Annotated in this window: 15 protein-coding genes; 7 read left to right on the top strand and 8 right to left on the bottom strand. The window is 63.9% G+C overall.

Going from position 1 to position 17,270, the window contains the following annotated elements:
- The first annotated feature begins 564 nt into the window (after positions 1 to 564).
- From trxA to MJ606_RS12690, 3 genes are all read left to right on the top strand, one after another.
- Entirely contained in the window at positions 565 to 942 is a 378-nt protein-coding gene (gene trxA, locus MJ606_RS12700; protein WP_279236838.1) for a thioredoxin TrxA, read from the top strand.
- 143 nt (positions 943 to 1,085) lie between these two features.
- Positions 1,086 to 2,861 carry a transcription termination factor Rho gene (gene rho, locus MJ606_RS12695; RefSeq protein ID WP_243049900.1) on the top strand — a complete coding sequence of 592 codons (1,776 nt, stop codon included), beginning with the start codon at positions 1,086 to 1,088 and terminating at the stop codon, positions 2,859 to 2,861.
- A gap of 501 nt (positions 2,862 to 3,362) precedes the next feature.
- On the top strand, positions 3,363 to 4,136 hold the full coding sequence (locus tag MJ606_RS12690) for a hypothetical protein (protein WP_243049899.1): 774 nt from the start codon (positions 3,363 to 3,365) through the stop codon (positions 4,134 to 4,136).
- A 278-nt stretch (positions 4,137 to 4,414) separates the two neighbouring features.
- On the opposite strand, the gene MJ606_RS12685 is transcribed toward MJ606_RS12690, so the two are convergent.
- The 5 genes from MJ606_RS12685 to MJ606_RS12665 form a co-directional block, all read right to left on the bottom strand.
- Entirely contained in the window at positions 4,415 to 4,810 is a 396-nt protein-coding gene (locus MJ606_RS12685; RefSeq protein WP_243049898.1) for a GFA family protein, read from the bottom strand.
- A gap of 16 nt (positions 4,811 to 4,826) precedes the next feature.
- Positions 4,827 to 5,072, bottom strand: coding sequence for a hypothetical protein (locus tag MJ606_RS12680; protein ID WP_243049897.1), 246 nt, complete (start codon positions 5,070 to 5,072; stop codon positions 4,827 to 4,829).
- 88 nt (positions 5,073 to 5,160) lie between these two features.
- Positions 5,161 to 6,840, bottom strand: a complete 1,680-nt coding sequence (locus MJ606_RS12675) for a methyl-accepting chemotaxis protein (RefSeq protein WP_243049896.1) — start codon at positions 6,838 to 6,840, stop codon at positions 5,161 to 5,163.
- A gap of 144 nt (positions 6,841 to 6,984) precedes the next feature.
- Positions 6,985 to 7,455: a hypothetical protein gene (locus MJ606_RS12670; RefSeq protein ID WP_243049895.1), complete on the bottom strand. Its 471-nt coding sequence runs from the start codon at positions 7,453 to 7,455 to the stop codon at positions 6,985 to 6,987.
- Between the two features lie 87 nt (positions 7,456 to 7,542).
- Complete coding sequence (locus MJ606_RS12665) at positions 7,543 to 8,082, bottom strand: hypothetical protein (protein ID WP_243049894.1); 540 nt, start codon at positions 8,080 to 8,082, stop codon at positions 7,543 to 7,545.
- 214 nt (positions 8,083 to 8,296) lie between these two features.
- Between MJ606_RS12665 and MJ606_RS12660 the strand changes: the two genes are divergently transcribed.
- Positions 8,297 to 9,232 (top strand): tetratricopeptide repeat protein, encoded by a 936-nt coding sequence (locus tag MJ606_RS12660; RefSeq protein ID WP_243049893.1) that lies wholly within the window; start codon positions 8,297 to 8,299, stop codon positions 9,230 to 9,232.
- A 292-nt stretch (positions 9,233 to 9,524) separates the two neighbouring features.
- On the opposite strand, the gene MJ606_RS12655 is transcribed toward MJ606_RS12660, so the two are convergent.
- From MJ606_RS12655 to MJ606_RS12645, 3 genes are all read right to left on the bottom strand, one after another.
- Positions 9,525 to 10,253, bottom strand: a complete 729-nt coding sequence (locus MJ606_RS12655) for an NrdJb (RefSeq protein ID WP_243049892.1) — start codon at positions 10,251 to 10,253, stop codon at positions 9,525 to 9,527.
- Between the two features lie 88 nt (positions 10,254 to 10,341).
- Positions 10,342 to 10,977 (bottom strand): histidine biosynthesis protein HisIE, encoded by a 636-nt coding sequence (locus tag MJ606_RS12650; protein WP_243049891.1) that lies wholly within the window; start codon positions 10,975 to 10,977, stop codon positions 10,342 to 10,344.
- 59 nt (positions 10,978 to 11,036) lie between these two features.
- Positions 11,037 to 13,184: an adenosylcobalamin-dependent ribonucleoside-diphosphate reductase gene (locus MJ606_RS12645; RefSeq protein ID WP_243049890.1), complete on the bottom strand. Its 2,148-nt coding sequence runs from the start codon at positions 13,182 to 13,184 to the stop codon at positions 11,037 to 11,039.
- Between the two features lie 346 nt (positions 13,185 to 13,530).
- On the opposite strand from MJ606_RS12645, the gene MJ606_RS12640 reads away from it, so the two are divergent.
- From MJ606_RS12640 to MJ606_RS12630, 3 genes are all read left to right on the top strand, one after another.
- A complete protein-coding gene (locus MJ606_RS12640) occupies positions 13,531 to 14,901 on the top strand; it encodes a Do family serine endopeptidase (RefSeq protein WP_243049889.1) in 1,371 nt (456 codons plus the stop codon).
- A 316-nt stretch (positions 14,902 to 15,217) separates the two neighbouring features.
- The gene (locus tag MJ606_RS12635; RefSeq protein ID WP_243049888.1) at positions 15,218 to 16,498 is read left to right on the top strand and encodes a substrate-binding domain-containing protein; all 1,281 of its coding nucleotides are present in this window, start codon (positions 15,218 to 15,220) and stop codon (positions 16,496 to 16,498) included.
- A gap of 11 nt (positions 16,499 to 16,509) precedes the next feature.
- Positions 16,510 to 17,202: an HAD family hydrolase gene (locus MJ606_RS12630; RefSeq protein ID WP_243049887.1), complete on the top strand. Its 693-nt coding sequence runs from the start codon at positions 16,510 to 16,512 to the stop codon at positions 17,200 to 17,202.
- The last annotated feature ends 68 nt before the right edge of the window (positions 17,203 to 17,270 follow it).

Raw genomic sequence — 17,270 nt, 5'->3', positions numbered from 1 at the left:
GCGTGACGGCAGGCGGAATCCGAAGATCGCACGTGCCGGCGACACGTTTCCGTGGCGGGCGCCGGAGGGAGGCGGCACATACCGGCAGCTCCGCTGGCATAGGTGAAAAGACTGCGCCCTAAGGGCTTGGCCCCCAAGGGAAACCCTCTCACCTATGTCAACGGAACCGTCCGTGGCCGCCCATGGGCGAGCCTGACCCATTCAACGTGGGTGTCACCGGTCCTGTTTGCTCGCCGGTGGGTGTTGCATCGCTGCAGGCAGGCTGGCTGCCTGTCGAAGCGGTGCGACGCTCACCGGCGGGCAAACAGGCCCGGCCCTTCGGGTGATGTCCAGAAAGCCCGCAGGTCGCAGTGCACGGCTTGCCCAGGCAACCAGCCTGGGCGGCGCCACGCGCCACGCCCTGCAAACTTTCTGGACATCATGCCACCCGCGCTAATGGGTCAGGCTCGCCCTTGAATCGCTTGAATCGCGCCCCGAGTTACGTTGGAATGGAGGCTTGCCGCAACGGCACCAGCCTTCTTTCCAGGAACGATCCCGCGCTTCATGGGCACCCCAGTGTAGCCGATGCTGGGCACGTGGTCGTCAAACCCATCCCGCCTACCTTCGGAGACCCCGGTGAGCGACCTGATTACCCATGTAAGCGACGACGCCTTCGAGCAGGAAGTGCTGCAGTCCGATACCCCGGTGCTGCTGGATTTCTGGGCCGAGTGGTGTGGCCCGTGCAAGGCCATTGCCCCGATCCTCGACGAACTGGCCCAGCAGTACCAGGGCAAGCTGCGCATCGCCAAGATCAATATCGACCACAACCAGAAGACGCCCCGCAACTACGGCGTGCGCGGCATCCCCACCCTGATGGTGTTCAAGAACGGCAAGGTCGAGGCCACCCAGATCGGCGCCGTCAGCAAGGGCCAACTGGCCCAGATGATCGACAAGGCCATCTGAACAAATGTGCGCGCGGCGCTTTACGGCGCCGCGCATCGGGTGCTAGATTCAGTCCGTCAGTCGGGACAGTTCTGTCCCCTGCGCCGTCCGCGCAACGTCCACCCTCCCTCCTGTAATTAACGGCGCCCCGCAGAGGTTTGCCCGTGTCCGATATCGAAAGCAAAGAAACCCACGACGCCAAGAGCGCCGAACCGAAGCCTGTGGCCGAGCCCCGTCCCCGTGCACCGCGCAAGACCGCTGCTGCGGTTGCCGCGGCCGCCGAAGCGCGGGCCGAGAAGCAGGCCCAGCTGGACATGCCGCCGCCTCCACCGGTCGAGCGCCAGGCGCTGCCCGTCCAGGCGCCGGCCCCCATCCAGACCCCATCCAACCAGGGTGGCGGCGAGTCCGCTCCCCAGGGGGATGGCAACCAGCGCCAGCCGCAGGAGGCCCGCGAGGGTGGCCCGCAGCAAGGCGGTGGCAACCAGGGTCAGGGTCAAGGCCAAGGCTTCAACAACCGCAATGATCGCGACGGCCGCGGCCGTCGTCGCCGCCACGAGCGCAACAACCAGCCGCAGCGTGGCCCCGGTGGCCAGGGTGGCGGCCAGGGCGGTCACCCGCGCAACAACAACGGCCTGCCGGTGGACGATGACTACGCCGATGCCGGCAGCAACGATCGCCTGATCAACCTCACCGAGCTCAAGCGCAAGAACGCGATCCAGTTGCTGGAATTCGCCGAATCGCTGGGCGTGCAGGAAGGCGTGGCGCGCGCCCGCAAGCAGGACGTGGTCTTCAACATCCTCAAGGCACATGCCCGCTCCGGCGGTGGCATCTGGGCCGAGGGCGTGCTGGAGATCCTGCAGGACGGCTTCGGCTTCCTGCGTTCGGCCGACGAGTCCTACCTGGCCGGTCCGGACGACATCTACGTCTCGCCCAGCCAGATCCGCCGCTTCAACCTGCGTACCGGCGACTACATCACCGGGCGCGTGCGCCATCCGAAGGAAGGCGAGCGTTACTTCGCGATGCTCAAGGTCGACGACATCAACGGCGATCCGCCGGAGGCGTCGAAGAACAAGATGCTGTTCGAGAACCTGACGCCGCTGTTCCCGCGCAAGGCGTTCAAGCTCGAACGCGGCAACGGCTCCACCGAAGACATCACCGGCCGCATCCTGGACCTGGTGGCGCCGATCGGTCGCGGCCAGCGCGGCCTCATCGTGTCGCAGCCGAAGTCCGGCAAGACGATGATGCTGCAGAACATCGCGCAGGCCATCCAGTACAACCATCCGGACGTCCATCTGATCATGCTGTTGATCGACGAACGCCCGGAGGAAGTGACGGAAATCGCCCGCACGGTGCGCGCGGAAGTGATCTCCTCCACCTTCGACGAGCCGGCCGTGCGCCACGTGCAGGTGGCCGAGATGGTGATCGAGCGCGCCAAGCGCCTGGTCGAGCACAAGAAGGACGTGGTGATCCTGCTCGACTCCATCACCCGCCTGGCCCGTGCCTACAACACCGTGGTGCCCAGCTCCGGCAAGGTGCTTACCGGTGGCGTGGACGCCAACGCGCTGCAGCGTCCCAAGCGCTTCTTCGGCGCCGCGCGCAACGTCGAAGAGGGCGGCAGCCTGACCATCATCGCCACCGCGCTGACCGACACCGGCAGCAAGATGGACGAGGTGATCTACGAGGAGTTCAAGGGCACCGGCAACATGGAAGTGCACCTCTCCCGCCGCATCTCCGAGAAGCGCGTGTATCCGGCCATCGACATCAACCGCTCCGGCACCCGCCGCGAGGACCTGCTGATCGAGCCGGACCTGCTTTCCAAGATCTGGATCCTGCGCAAGCTGCTGCATCCGATGGACGAGCTGGCCGCGATGGAGTTCATGCTCGACAAGATGAAGAACACCAAGTCCAACGACGAGTTCTTCAACTCGATGAAGCGCTGATCTCCCGGCACTGCATCCAGGCCAAGGCCGCCGCAAGGCGGCCTTGGTCGTTTTGGTCCGCCGTCAGCCGACACCCGGCGGCCTAGGCTGTCTGGCCTATTTCTGGCCCGACCGCGCCATTACCTAATAGGCCGCCGCCCGGCTTCAGCTTCAAGCAGGTACGCCTAGACGCAACACGGCCCGGTCCGGGTTCGTCGAGACGTTTCGAACACGCCTTGCTGCCGACCGGAACGGAACATTCCATGCGCCACTCATCCTGGCAGTGCTGCCCACGTTCTTGTGCAGGTAGGCCAACTGCCTTCGCGTCACCGGCTTGTACGCATGTCGGTCGCGCCTCCCATGGTCGCGATCACCATCGCCACTTCCCCTGCGCAGGGATCGTGCCTAGTAAACGTCATTCCATGTTGTGAATGCAGTCGTGATCGACGGCCTTCGCGCTTCGCGAAGGCGCTGGATAACCACTCCAAACCAAATGGGGCAACCACCCCGCGGGAGGTTCCTATGAAAAGCTCGATACTCTGGCTGGCGCTGGCAGCGTCACTGTCATGCGCCGCCGCAAGCCAGGCAGCCGACACCGAGAAAACCCTGGTCGTACGCGACTTCACCGACAGCGTGGCTCCCGCCGACCAGGTGGCGTACGAGGCGGGCGAGAAAAGCCTCAACGAATGCATGCGCCAGCATGGCCTCAAATACAGCTGGACGGCCTGGGTGCATGAAACCGGCGACACGTACACCTACTCGTACACGACCGACCCGCTGCCCTGGTCGGCATTCGATGACATGCAGGCGGTCTTCAAGGCCTGCGATGCCACCAACCGCGCCAACGTCAATCCACACCTCAAGAGCGAGAGCAGCGCCTTCATGGAAGTACACCCCGAGCTGAGCCACATGGCGAAGGGCTCCACCATCGTGCAGCCGTATATCGAAGTGATCGATTTCAAGCTCAAGCCCGGCCATGAGGCCCATGAGGCCTTTATCGACGTGGTGAAGAAGATCACGGCGGCCGCCGAGAAGTCCAAATGGCCGAACTACTACGCCACCAGCGAGATACGCGATGCGGCCGGCGGCCCCGACTTCGTCATCGTGTTGCCGGCAAAGACCTGGGCCGAGATCGGCAAAGAGCCGGATACGCCGCTGTGGCAGATGGTGGAGAACGTATACGGCAAGGCCGATGCCCAGGCCATGCGCAAATCGCTCAACGACGCCATGCAGGAGCAAACAGCCCACGTGGATAGCTATAGCGCAGACCTGACCTACAAGGCGGCAGGCAAGTAAGCGCCGCGATAAGCGACCCATCCTCTTCCGATCCAAAGCAAAGGCCGCCAGAAGGCGGCCTTGTCATCCACGGGGGAACCGTTCAACTGCTCCCCGCAAAATCCGTCACCAGCGATACATGGCAGTTGGGCTAGCCCAGGTCGCCCTTCGATCCCGACATCGCCTGCCGGCTCTTTGCCTCGGCACGCTTCAGAGCAAGACGATGGTTACTGCCTTGGCGCATGGATCGGCAAAACCCTCTGCAGTGATGACGGCGCTACGCGGGCATCATCACAGGCTCAATCCTGGTGTTCGATGCCGTCCGGCAGCGTGACCCAGTCGTGCATGCACTCCTCGTACACCGAGATGTTCGGCACCGGGAAGGCCGGGTCGGCGAAGGCGCCGATGGGCACGGCGACGATATCTTCAAGCCCATCCAGCTCGTAATACACCGTGGCACCGCAGGCGGGACAAAAGTAAAAGCGGAGGCGACCACCGGATTCACCCGGCCGCATATAGCGCGATGAACGCCCATGGATCTCCACGGCCTGCGCCCGAAAACGCGCCTGCACGCCAAACACGCTGCCGGTACGCCGCTGGCAGGCATGGCAGTGACAGATGGAAATGCGCAGCGGCTCCTCTGCGGTACGCAGTGTGAGTTGCCCGCAACTGCATCTGGCCGTGCGTTGGGTCATGCGCTGGGTCGTCCCGTCAGGAGCGCGGGAGCGCCTTGCGGTAGCGATGCTCCTGCAGCAGCCACATCGCCACACCGTAGACGGCGCCGGTCAGCAGCCACAGCATGGCCGATTGCCAAGTGGACAGTTTCGGATGCGGAATCACGAACGTCATGATCACGAACATGGGCACGCCATAGGCCAGCACACCCCTGAACAACACGAACCGGCGCATGCCCTGCAGGCGCGTTCTGGCCCAACGCTGCAACTCGCTTGCCTGCATGGTTTCCCCTGCCCTCTCGACACCCGGCCGCTACCGGGCGGGGATCATAGCGCGGCGGGAGCATTGCTTCCCGCCGCACGTTCTTTCGTCAGAATTCGGTCCACTCGTCGCCTGCCGCCATGACCGCCGGCTCGGGCTGGCGCGACGGCGCTGCTGCAGGCTTGCGAAAGATCTCCTGCACGGGCGGCGCTGTCGGCGCGGCAGGCTTGGCCGATGATGCGGGCGATTGCGCCACCTCGCCCTGCAGGGTGAAGTACGACACCTCCCTCATCAGCACCTGCGACAGGTCGAGCGTGTTTCTGCTCGCCGCGCTGGCTTCTTCCACCAGTGCCGCATTCTGCTGGGTGACTTCGTCCAGCGTGGTCACCGCGTTGTTCACCTGGCCAATACCGGCGGACTGCTCTTCCGACGCGGCCGCGATCACCTCGATGATCGTATTGACCTCGCGCACATCCGCCGCGATGTCGTTGAGCGCATGGCCGGTGCGCGTTACCAGCTCGGCGCCTTCGGCCACCTTGTCGCCGGTGTCCTTGATCAGCGACTTGATGTCCTTGGCCGCCACGCTGCTGCGCTGGGCCAGGTTGCGCACTTCGGTCGCCACCACCGCGAAGCCTCGGCCCTGTTCACCGGCGCGGGCCGCTTCCACCGCCGCGTTCAATGCCAGCAGATTGGTCTGGAAGGCGATCTCGTCGATCAGCACGACGATTTCACCCACTTCCTTGCTGGCCTGGGTGATGGCCCGCATCGCGTCGACCGCGGTGCCGGCAATCGCACGACCCTCCTCGGCACGCTGACGCATGCGCAAGGCCATGTCGCGGGCCTGGCTGGCGCCGTCGGCATTCTGCTTCACGGTGGCGGCCAGTTCCTCCATCGACGCGGCGGTTTCCTCCAGCGAGCTGGCCTGTTCCTGCGTGCGCTGCGACAGGTCGTCGTTGCCTTGCGACAGGTCGCGCGCAGCCGACGTCACTTGCTCGGCAACGTCGCGCACCTGGGTGACGATGCTGGTGAGCTGGCGATCCATCTCGTCAAGCGAACGCAAGGTGTCACTGAACTCGTCATTGCCATGGATCGCCGTGACGTTGTTGAGCTTGCCTTCCTGGATGGCGCTGGCCAGCAAGCGTGCCTGGTTCAACGGACGGATCACCGCGCGGATCAACAGCACCGCCACGGCCAACAGCACCAGCACGCCCAACAGCAGCACCGCCAGCGACAGCTGCCAGGTAGATGCGTAGCGTTGCGCCGCGCTGGCGGCCGATGCTTCCGACTGCTTCTCGTTGATGGCAATCAGGCGATCGATGATGGCCGTTGCCTTGCCCATGCCGTCGGCCACCTGGCCCACATGAAGCTGGCGCGCCTCATCCGTCTTGCCGGCATCCAGCAGTTCCGCCTCGTGTTCCACCAGCGGCCCGATGTCGGCACGCAGCGATTCGAATTCCTTGGCGCTAGCGCGCTCGGCATCCGACGACACCATGCCTGGGTAGTAACGCTTCCAGGCGGCATCGAGCCGGAGCGCATCGGCCTTGATCTTCTTCATCACATCGCGCTGGCGCGGATCGATCAGCGAGCGATTCAACGCTAGACGATCGTCGACGATCGCCGAGCGCGCATCGCTGACCGCCACGATGGCCAGCACATTGGCGTGGTACATGTCGTCGACCAGCCGGTAGGTGGCACGCACCCCGAACAGGCCAACCAGGCCGACCACGACGGCGATTCCCAGGGCGACGCCCATGGCCGCGACAATCTTCAAACGAACGGTAAAGCGCATGGATGATTCCCATCGGAAGGTTCATCCCCCCTTGGGGCGGGTATCGGCGCCGACTACATTTCCTTGAAAAGCAATATCTTGCGCAAACGCGACGCGGTTCACATTTCTTTGACCGGTATCCGAAGACCGATGGGGGAAGCTCCATCAGGTCGCCCGGGCGGCATCCCTGGGCACGTTGGCGTCGATCCAACCGATGATGAAAACATCGAGCGCCACGCGTTCGGGAACATCGATACCCGCATCGCGAACAAAGGCGGCGGCGGCCTTGATAAGCGACTGTCTCGACACGCTCAAGGCCTGGCGAGCCGCAGCCTGCTTCTGTCGAAGCTGCACGATATGGGCCGATGGCTTTCCCGGCTTGGCGTACTTCTGATAACGGCGCAGTTCGTCGGCCGCCAGCTCCGTATCGAAGGCCGCCTGCAAGCTGGCCCTGCGAGCCTTCAGCAGTTGAATCAGGGCATCCGCCACTTTCGTGCGCAGCCCGGTTTCGTCCGACGTCAGCGGCATGCGCGCGAAGAACGGCGATAGCGGCATGCTGGCATCCATGCGAACGGAGCCGTCCAGATGTTCCAGCACATCCAGGAAGCCTGCGTGGGAAAATTGCGTCGTCGTCATGGACAAGCCTGATGCGTGGAACTCGAACGATACGCGGTCAGTTGTTGCCAAGCATCGCCGGCACCAACGCATCGACACGGGAGGCCATCAGGTCACGTCGCTGCCCAGGCGCAGATTGATGCCCAGCGTGGTGGCCAGCTCGCGCATCGGCTCGGCGTCGCGCGTCAGCGTGATCCAGCCGGCATAGCTGCCGTCGTCGGTCTCGCGCGCCCATAAGGTGTAGCCATGTGGCGCCAGGCTGTCATAAGCGATGGCGAACAGCGATGCCGCGTCGATATCGGCGTGGAAGTCGTCATCCTCCGGATCGCCCTCCCAGTCGATGGACAGGTTCCAGCGCGACACCAGCTCATCGATGGCCTGCACCAGCGCCCGGGTGTCATCCGCCTCGACCTGAAAACCCGAGTGCCAATCGATCACCTGGCCAATGACCCGCAACGGATCGATCTCGCCCTCATCGGCATCGCCCACCGCTTCGCGGTAAGCCGCAAACTGCTGGAACGCCGAGTCGTCATCACCCGGGTTGATCAGCAGCAGCAACTGCCAGACCTGCGCATCGAGCGTATCGTCTTCCTCGTCGTGCTCGTCGAAGTGGCGTTCGGTATCGAAGTCGTCGTCGGAGGAGTTCATGGGGGACGCTGCCTAATGTCGAGCGGACATGATCGCGCTCGCGAGGCTCCTTGCAAAGCGCGACATGGCGGACATAGACAAATCAAGAGGTAGTACCGCCTGATCTCTTGGCCTATTTGACCACCTTAAGTTTTCGACCTGATCGCCGCTAGGTATGCGTGCGCGAGGTCATGGCGACCTGTCGGCATGCCCCACTCAACCAAGGATGATAGATATGGATAAAGATCAGATCGATTTATTGAAGCTTGAGATCGAACAGGAAAAGCTGGCACTCGACACGGAAAGGACGCGCATCTCGAGAAAGTCATACCACCTAGACTACTTCAGCAAGGTGGGGATTCCTCTCGCGGTCTTTGCCCTAGCGGGCGTTACCTATTGGACGAATAAGGACTATTCAGAACGCCATTTCGAGTTTGAAAAAAGCGTGAAGTCCATAGAGCTCCAGCAGAAGAACGACGACATCTTCCAACAAAAGGACAAGGCCTCCAGGGAGAGCGAGCACGAAAAGAGTGCATTTCTTCAGAACCATTTTGAGGAAATCACTACCGGAACCGTCGAAAAGTTGGAAGTACTGAAAGCGAGCGTTCCGTCCACCTTTATCAAGAAGGAGGATCAGTTGGACGTCCTCGCACGCATTGATCAACTCCATCGTACTGCCGCGGCCTACCTTGCACGCACCAACGTCAGCAGCCCCGCTGCAGCACCAACTGCGAGCGTCTCTTCAGGCAGTCCCACGGACGTGAATGGCGCCTCCCAGTCAAGCATGCAGGCTGCTGCGAACTACGCCGCCTATGGTCGAGCTCTTCTTAACAAAGGAAGCTATGACCAAGCAGCGGCCAATTTCGAAATAGCAACCGTGCTCAACCCTTCGGACCCCTCAGCCTGGAACTCGCTTGGTTATGCGCAACTTCGTTCGGGGCGAGCAGATGCAGCCTATAACAGTATTGCGGCCGCCCTGAATCTTCATCCGGCCGATGCGAAGACGCAGAACTTTGCCACCATCAATGCCACGAAGATTCTCTGCGCCTTGGGCAGACGAGATGAGGGCGAAAACTACCTAAACACGGCACTTAGCGCTCTACCCTCGCTGCATGACATGGCATCGAAAGATAGTGAGATCAAGCGTTACTGCGGTTTTAGCGTGTCCTAGGTAGGATCGGAAGAACAATAATGGGATCGGAAACATTCAAGCCACGGAAATGTTTCGATATCCCGTTCTCACCGCGCTGATCCTTAGCTTGGCCAGGAGGATCAGCCGCCCCGGACAGTCCCGTCCTATTTCGAACAGGATGGCACGGCCTCGGTACTGTCGAGTTGCGGGGCTCACCGGCAATTCGACGTACCCGTAGTGGTGGTAAGGCGCGCCATCCATCGACCCAATGCCCATAAAAAAGTGGCATCACTGCCGCCCTTCCAGGGAGATCAGTGCTTGCGCACCAGGCTCAGCCGCACTTGCTATACCCACAATTCAAGCAAGTCTGGCAGCCATCCATCAGCACCAGCGCCTGCGTGTTGCACTTGGCACAGAGGGTGGCGCCGGGCGGGAAACCGTTGGAGCTTTCGGCAGGGGCGTCAGTGGCAGGTGCGGCTTTCTTGCCGGCGGCAGCGGCCTCGTAGGCGGCGCGTTTCTCGGCCACCAGCTTGCGGGTGGATTCGTCCATCTCCGGGTCGTGGATCAGGCCGATCATCTTCATGTGCTGCTCGATGACGGTGCCGATCTCGGCGACGATGGAGGGCATGTAGACGCCGCCGGCCTTGAAGTAGCCGCCGCGGGGGTCGAACACGGCCTTCATCTCTTCCACTAGGAAGGTGACGTCGCCGCCCTTGCGGAACACGGCGGAGGTGATGCGGGTGAGCGCCACGATCCACTGGAAGTGGTCCATGTTCTTCGAGTTGATGAAGATCTCGAAGGGGCGGCGCTGTTCGTACTGGGTGCCGGCGTTGAGCACGATGTCGTTGACGGTGACGTACAACGCGTGCTCGAACAGCGGCGACTTGATCTTGTAGGTGGAGCCGACCAGCGTCTCGGGACGCTCCAGGCTCTCGTGCATCTGGATCACTTCCGCCTTGGGCGCCTCCTTGGGCGCGGCGGGAGCGGCGACGGGCGCGGCCTTGTCCTCGGGCTTGACGACGTTATAGCCCTTGATCTTTTTTTCGATCTTGATCGCCATGGTATGTGCTTCTTCTTGAGTGCAGGCGGCGCGCGGCGCTGAGACGACCCGGCCCGACGCAAAGCGCCGGGCCGGACCGGTTTACGGCTTACTTGCGGCGGGCGGCTTTCTTGGCCGGCTTGCGCACGGCCTTCTTCACGCTCGCCTTCTTGCTGGCAGTGGACCTCTTGACCGCCTTGGCGGCGGTCTTCTTACCGGCAGCCTTCTTGGCCACCTTTCTTACAGCGGCCTTCTTGACCGTCTTCTTGCTGCTGACCTTCTTTGCAACCTTCTTGGCGACGGCCTTCTTCACCGCCTTGCGTGCCACCTTCTTGGCGACGCGCTTGGCCACGGCCTTCTTCACCGCCTTCTTGGCGACCTTCTTGCCGGCTGCCTTCCTGACCGCCTTCTTCACGGCCTTCTTGGCAGCGGCCTTCTTCACCGCCTTCTTCGCGACTTTCTTGGCGGCCGCCTTCTTGGCCGGGGCCTTCTTGGCAGCTGCCTTCTTGGCGGTCTTCTTCACCGCCTTCTTGGCCGGAGCAGCCTTCTTGGCCGCTGCCGACGTCTTCTTCGCGGCACGGGCCTTCTTGGGGGCGGCGACCGGCGTCACTTCGACAGCGGCAACCTCCACCGGCGCGTCAACGACCAGCACGGCTTCTTCTTTCACTTCGACTTCGTTATCGATGGACATGCGGGTAATCCCCTCCGACGTGGATTTTGGAACTTGTAATGAGCCTTGCCTCAAGGCACCCGGATCGCTCTCACGAACGCACCGGCACCTGGCATCAGGTACCGGCCGCCAGTTTAGAACTTTCCGTAATACCCTTCCTTCAAGGCATCGAACAGGTTGGCGGCGGTATGCATTTCGCCGTCGTATTCCACTTCTTCGTTGCCTTTCAGTTCCACAACGCTACCGTCTTCCAGCTCGAATCGGTAGAGGGTGCTTTCAAGATCCGCTTCTTTGACCAGCACGCCCTGGAACGCGGCGGGGTTGAAGCGGAAGGTGGTGCAGCCTTTCAGACCCTGCTTGTAAGCGTAGAAGTAGATGTCCTTGAAGTCTTCGTAGGGGTAATCGGTGGGCACGTTGGCCGTCTTGGAGATGGACGAGTCCACCCACAGCTGGGCCGCGGCCTGGATATCCACGTGCTCCTTGGGCGAGATGTCGTCGGCGGCCACGAAGTATTCGGGCAGCTTGGCATGGGCCTCGTTGGAGAACGGCATGGCGTCGGCGTTGATCAGCGCGCGGTAGGCCAGCAGCTCGTAGCTGAACACCTCGACCTTTTCCTTGGTCTTGCGGCCCTCGCGGATGACGTTACGCGAGTAGTGGTGCGCAAAACTGGGCTCGATGCCGTTGCTGGCGTTGTTGGCCAGCGACAGCGAGATGGTGCCGGTGGGGGCGATGGAGCTGTGGTGGGTGAAGCGTGCGCCGGTCTCGGCCAGCTGGGCCACCAGGTTGGGCGCCACGCTGGCCACGCGCTGCATGTAGCGGCTGTACTTGGCGTGCAGCACGCGGCCGGGAATGGTGTCGCCCACCTTGTAGCCGTCGGCGACCATTTCCGGGCGCTTGCGCAGCATGTCGCCGGTGACGGTGTAGTCGCGCGCCAGCACCGGGGCCGGGCCCTTTTCCTTGGCGAGGTCGAGGGCGACTTCCCAGCCGGCCACGGCCATCTCGCGGGAGACGTCCTCGGTGAAGGCCACCGACTCGGCGGTGCCGTAGCGCATCTTGAGCATGGTGAGCGTGGTGCCCAGGCCCAGGAAGCCCATGCCATGGCGGCGCTTGGAAAGGATCTCCTCGCGCTGCTGCGGCAGTGGCAGGCCATTGATCTCCACCACGTTGTCGAGCATGCGGGTGAAGATCTTCACCACTTCGCGGTACTCGTCCCAGTCGAAGCGGGCCTTGGGGCCGAACGGGTCGCGCACGAAGGTGGTGAGGTTGACCGAGCCCAGCAGGCACGAGCCGTACGGCGGCAGCGGCTGCTCGCCACAGGGGTTGGTGGCGCGGATGTGCTCGCACCACCAGTTGTTGTTCATCTCGTTGACCTTGTCGATCAGGATGAAACCCGGCTCGGCATAGTCATAGGTGGACACCATGATCATGTCCCACAGGTGCCGCGCGCGGATGTGGCCGTAGACCTTGCAGGCGACCAAGCCGTCCTCGCGCTCCACGTAGTTCTCGTGGGTGGGCCACTCGCGCCACACCACCTTGTCGGCGTCGGCCAGGTCGATCTCGGCCTGCTCCTTCACGTGGATGGGAAATACCAGCGGCCAGTCCTGGTCGTGCTCCACCGCCTGCATGAAGCCGTCGGTGATCAGCAGCGACAGGTTGAACTGGCGCAGGCGTCCGTCCTCGCGCTTGGCGCGGATGAACTCCTTCACGTCCGGATGGCTGACGTCGAACGTGCCCATCTGCGCGCCGCGACGGCCACCGGCCGACGAGACGGTGAAGCACATCTTGTCGTAGATATCCATGAACGACAGCGGGCCGGAGGTGTACGCACCCGCGCCCGACACGTACGCGCCACGCGGACGCAGGGTGGAGAACTCGTAGCCGATGCCGCAACCGGCCTTCAGGGTGAGGCCGGCCTCGTGCACCTTCTCCAGGATGTCGTCCATGGAGTCGCGGATGGTGCCCGACACGGTGCAGTTGATGGTGGAGGTGGCGGGCTTGTGGGCCAGCGCGCCCGCATTGGAGGTGATACGCCCGGCGGGGATCGCGCCACGACGCAACGCCCACAGGAAGCGCTCGAACCAGTGCTCGCGCAGCTCCGGGGTGGCTTCCACATCGGAAAGCGCCCGCGCCACGCGCTGATAGGTTTCATCGACGCTGCCGTCGACCGGTTCGCCCGACTTGGCTTTCAGGCGGTACTTCTTGTCCCAGATGTCGTAAGACGCCGGCTGCAACGGAATGGCTGCGCTATCACGATTTACGGCTGGTGCACGCATGGTGCTCATCGGCTTCCTGACCTCGCGGTACGGCCTCGCGGCCCCGTTGGATTCTGTTCTGTTCGGCTAAGCCGCTCGCGTCGGGACACGGCACCGGAAAAACGTAGCCGGCGCACGGCTCGACTCTTGCGTTCCCTGCCCTGACTTCGACAACCCTCCCCCGAGGATGCCTACGACACCAGCTCTTGGGTTGAGTCCCCGCGCTGTCACACAAGATGTTGTGGTCGCGAACGGAATGGAAAGTTACCCCCCACATGCTTCGATGTAAAGTGATTTCGTCACTGTTCGACGGCGGGAACCGTGCTCGGCGCCCTGAGTCGAACGACGACCGACTCACCCAGAAAAAGGAGCCTCCATGTTTGCCCGTCTCGCCCGCCGGCTGGTCGCGTTCTCGCTTGCCCTGGTCGCCGCGACACCACTGGCCAGCCACGCCGGCCTGCCGCCTTCGGTCGATGGCCAACCGCTGCCCTCGTTGGCGCCGATGCTGGAGAAAGTGACGCCGGCGGTGGTCAACATCTCCACCAAGACGCGCGTGCAGGTGCGCGATCCGTTCTTCGACGACCCGGTGTTCCGCCAGTTCTTCGGCCTGTCCGGCTCGCCGCGCGAGCGGGTGGAGCAAAGCCTGGGCTCGGGCGTGATCGTGGATGCGACCAAGGGCTACGTGCTCACCAACAACCATGTGGTGGGCGGCGCCGACGACATCACGGTGACGCTGCAAGACGGGCGCGACTTCAAGGGCAGGCTGGTCGGCACCGATCCCGAGACCGACGTGGCGGTGGTGCAGATCCAGGCGACCGGCCTGCAGGCGCTGCCGCTGGCGGACTCGTCCAGGCTGCGCGTGGGCGATTTCGTGGTGGCGGTGGGCGACCCGTTCGGCCTGGGCCAGACGGTGACCTCGGGCATCGTCTCCGCGCTGGGGCGCACCGGCCTGGGCGGCACCGGCTACCAGAACTTCATCCAGACCGATGCCTCGATCAACCCGGGCAACTCCGGCGGCGCGCTGGTGAACCTGCGCGGTGAACTGGTGGGCATCAACACCATGATCTTCTCGCCCTCGGGCGGCAACGTCGGCATCGGCTTCGCCATTCCCACCAACCTCAGTGGCGAGGTGATGCAGCAGTTGATCGCCAACGGCAAGGTCAATCGCGGCAACCTCGGCCTGGAGACGCAGGACATCACCCCGCGCATCGCCCAGGTGCTCGGCCTCAAGGGCACCAGCGGTGCGGTGGTGACGCGCGTGACCACCGGCTCAGCCGCCGAGAGCGCCGACATCCAGGTCGGCGACGTGATCACCGCCATCGACGGCAAGCCGCTGCGCAACGCACAGGAGCTGCGCAACGCCGAAGGCCTGCTGCCGATTGGCAGCACGGTGAAACTGAGCGTGCAGCGCAATGGCAGCACGCGCGAGGTCACCGCCAGGCTGGTGCCGGAGAAGCTCGCCACGCTCGACGGCGCCAAGCTCGATCCGCGCCTGGCGGGCGTCACCTTCAGCGAGCTGTCGCAGAGCCAGCGTGGCCAGGGTATCGCCGGCGTCGGCGTCGGCACGGTGCGCGCGGGCAGCCGTGCCGCGCAGGCCGGGCTGCAGGCCAACGACATCGTGATCGGCGTGGGCAACCTGCGCGTGCCCGACCTGCGCACGCTGCAGCGGCTGGCCGGCGTCAATCCGCGGCAGCTGGTGCTGGTCGTGTCGGGGGAGGATGGGATGCGGTACGTGGATATTCGTTGAGATCACCCTTCACCGTCATCCCCGCGCAGGCGGGGATGACGGGACGATGGGCATGAGGTCGCGACACGCTGGTAGGAAGCGCCACACCGTCGCAGCAAAACCTGCGACGGTATATATCGAGCTGAGATCCATACCCGCAGATGAACCGCATCAGCACAGCGTGCACGCCATCGCGTTTTTCTCGACGCAAACGCATGAATAAGCTTGATGTTTGGCCCTGAGCTGGATGAAATAGCCAGGTTCCAACCTTTGCACGCGCGCCCGACCAATGGCGGCTCGCGGACACCATCTTCAGCACCCGGGGCTCCCCACCGCCATGTCCAAACGTATTACCCGTCTACTCCTCGTCGCGCTGGTCAGCGCCTGTGCCGTCAGCGGCGCCATGGCCGCCACCGGCAAGACCACCAAGTCCAAGACCGCCGCCAAGCCTGCCGCCGCACTGCCCACCCTGGTCTGGCGCGGCGATTACGCCACCGCTCGCGGCGTGGTCGACGACGTGGCCAAGGCGTGGGAGAAGAGCGGCAAGGGCCGTATCGACATCCAGCCGTTCAACACGGCCTCGGGCCTCGACGCCGTGGCGCATGGCCTGGCCGATGTTGCCGGCAGCGCGCGCGCCAGCGCCGGTGGTGCCGAGAGCGACCTGTTGTTCACGCCGGTGGCGTTTGATGCGCTGGTGATGATCGAGCATCCGTCCAACGGCGTGGTCAACCTCACCGTGAAGCAGCTGCACGACATCTACTTCGGCAAGATCACCAACTGGAAGGACGTGGGCGGCAAGGATGCGCCGATCAACCTCTACGCCGTGGCCAGCCCGGGCGATGGTGTCGAGTACAGCCTGCGCCGCCTGATCTTCGGTCGCGGCAACCAGCCGGTGGCGGCACCGCGCCTGTACGTCAACACGGCCAAGCTGGAAGAGGCCGTCACGCTCGATCCGAATGCGCTGGGCGTCACCACGCTGTCGGGCGTGGCAACCAACGCCAAGGTGAAGATGGTGAGCGTGGACGGCACCCGTCCGAGCCTGTCCACCATCAGCGATGGCAGCTACCTGCTGTACACCCCGCTCTACCTGGTCACCGACAAGAACAGCCCGAAGGCCACGCAGATCGCCGCCTTCATGGAATTCCTGCACACCGACGAAGTGAAGGCGCTCGCCCGCCAGCACCAGCTGGTGCCGTACACCGATGCGCCGCAGCTGGCCGAGCAGGACATGGCCCGTCGCCAGAAGCTGCTCGCCGAAAACGACATCAAGATGCCTGACGAACCGGCTCCGGCACCGACCCCGGAAGCCACGCCGGTTGCCGCACCGGGCGCCACCTACGCCGCCGCTGCCGCTGCGGCACCGACCTCCGAGCATACGCAGGAAGCAAAGCAGGCGATGGACGCACGCAACGCGGCCGCCGCCGATCCGAAGGCTGATGCCAGCGCCGGCACCGCATCGACGGCTGCCGCCAGCCAGACCTATACGGTCGGCAAGGGCGACACGCTGTCCACCATCGCCAAGAAGTACTCGGTGACCGTGGCGCAGCTCAAGAGCTGGAACAATCTTTCGAGCGACACCCTGAAGCTGGATCAGGTGCTGCGCGTCAGCGGCAACTGAGCCCGCGCCGCGTGCGCATACGCGCCGTCACGCTCGACCTGGACGACACCTTGTGGCCGGTATTGCCGGCCCTGGAGCGCGCCGATCGGGATCTGGACGCGTATCTGCGCCAGCACTTTCCCGACGTAGCGCGCGCATGGCCCATCCCGGCCATGCGCGCGCTACGTGCGGAAGTGGCGGCCGAACGCACCGACCTGGCCCACGACTTCACCGCGCAGCGCTACCTCACCATGCAGCGCGCGTTTTCCACCTGCGGCATCGAGCAGGCACCACTCGATACGTTGTGGGAAATCTATTTCTCGGCACGCAACAGCGTGGAGCTGTTTCCCGATAGCCTGCCCGCGCTGCAGCGCATCGCCAGCCGCTGGCCGTTGGCGAGCCTCACCAACGGCAACGCCGATCTCGACCGCATCGGCATCCGCGCACACTTCACCCATCATGTCAGCGCGCGCGACACCGGCGCGGCCAAGCCCGACGCGCGCATCTTCCGCGAGGCGGCGCGTCGCCTGGGCATCGCGCCCGGGGAAATCCTGCATGTGGGCGATGATCCGGAACTGGACGTGGTGGGCGCGCGCGACGCCGGGCTGCGCACGGCCTGGATCAACCGCGCCGGGCATCCCTGGCCCGGTGCGCTGGGCCCCGCTCCCGACCTGGATCTGCGCGACATGGCGGCACTCGCGGACTGGCTGGAAGCAAGCCACTAAGCACCTACTGCGCTCGCCCCTCGAAGCAAAAGCGAGCATCATTGCCAAGTAACCTGTAGCCACCGCGG

The organism is Dyella sp. RRB7 (assembly GCF_022761115.1).
In the GTDB taxonomy this organism is placed as follows: Bacteria; Pseudomonadota; Gammaproteobacteria; order Xanthomonadales; family Rhodanobacteraceae; genus Dyella.
The sequence above is the reverse complement of the archived record's forward strand: the minus strand, read 5'-3'. Positions and strand labels throughout refer to the sequence as shown.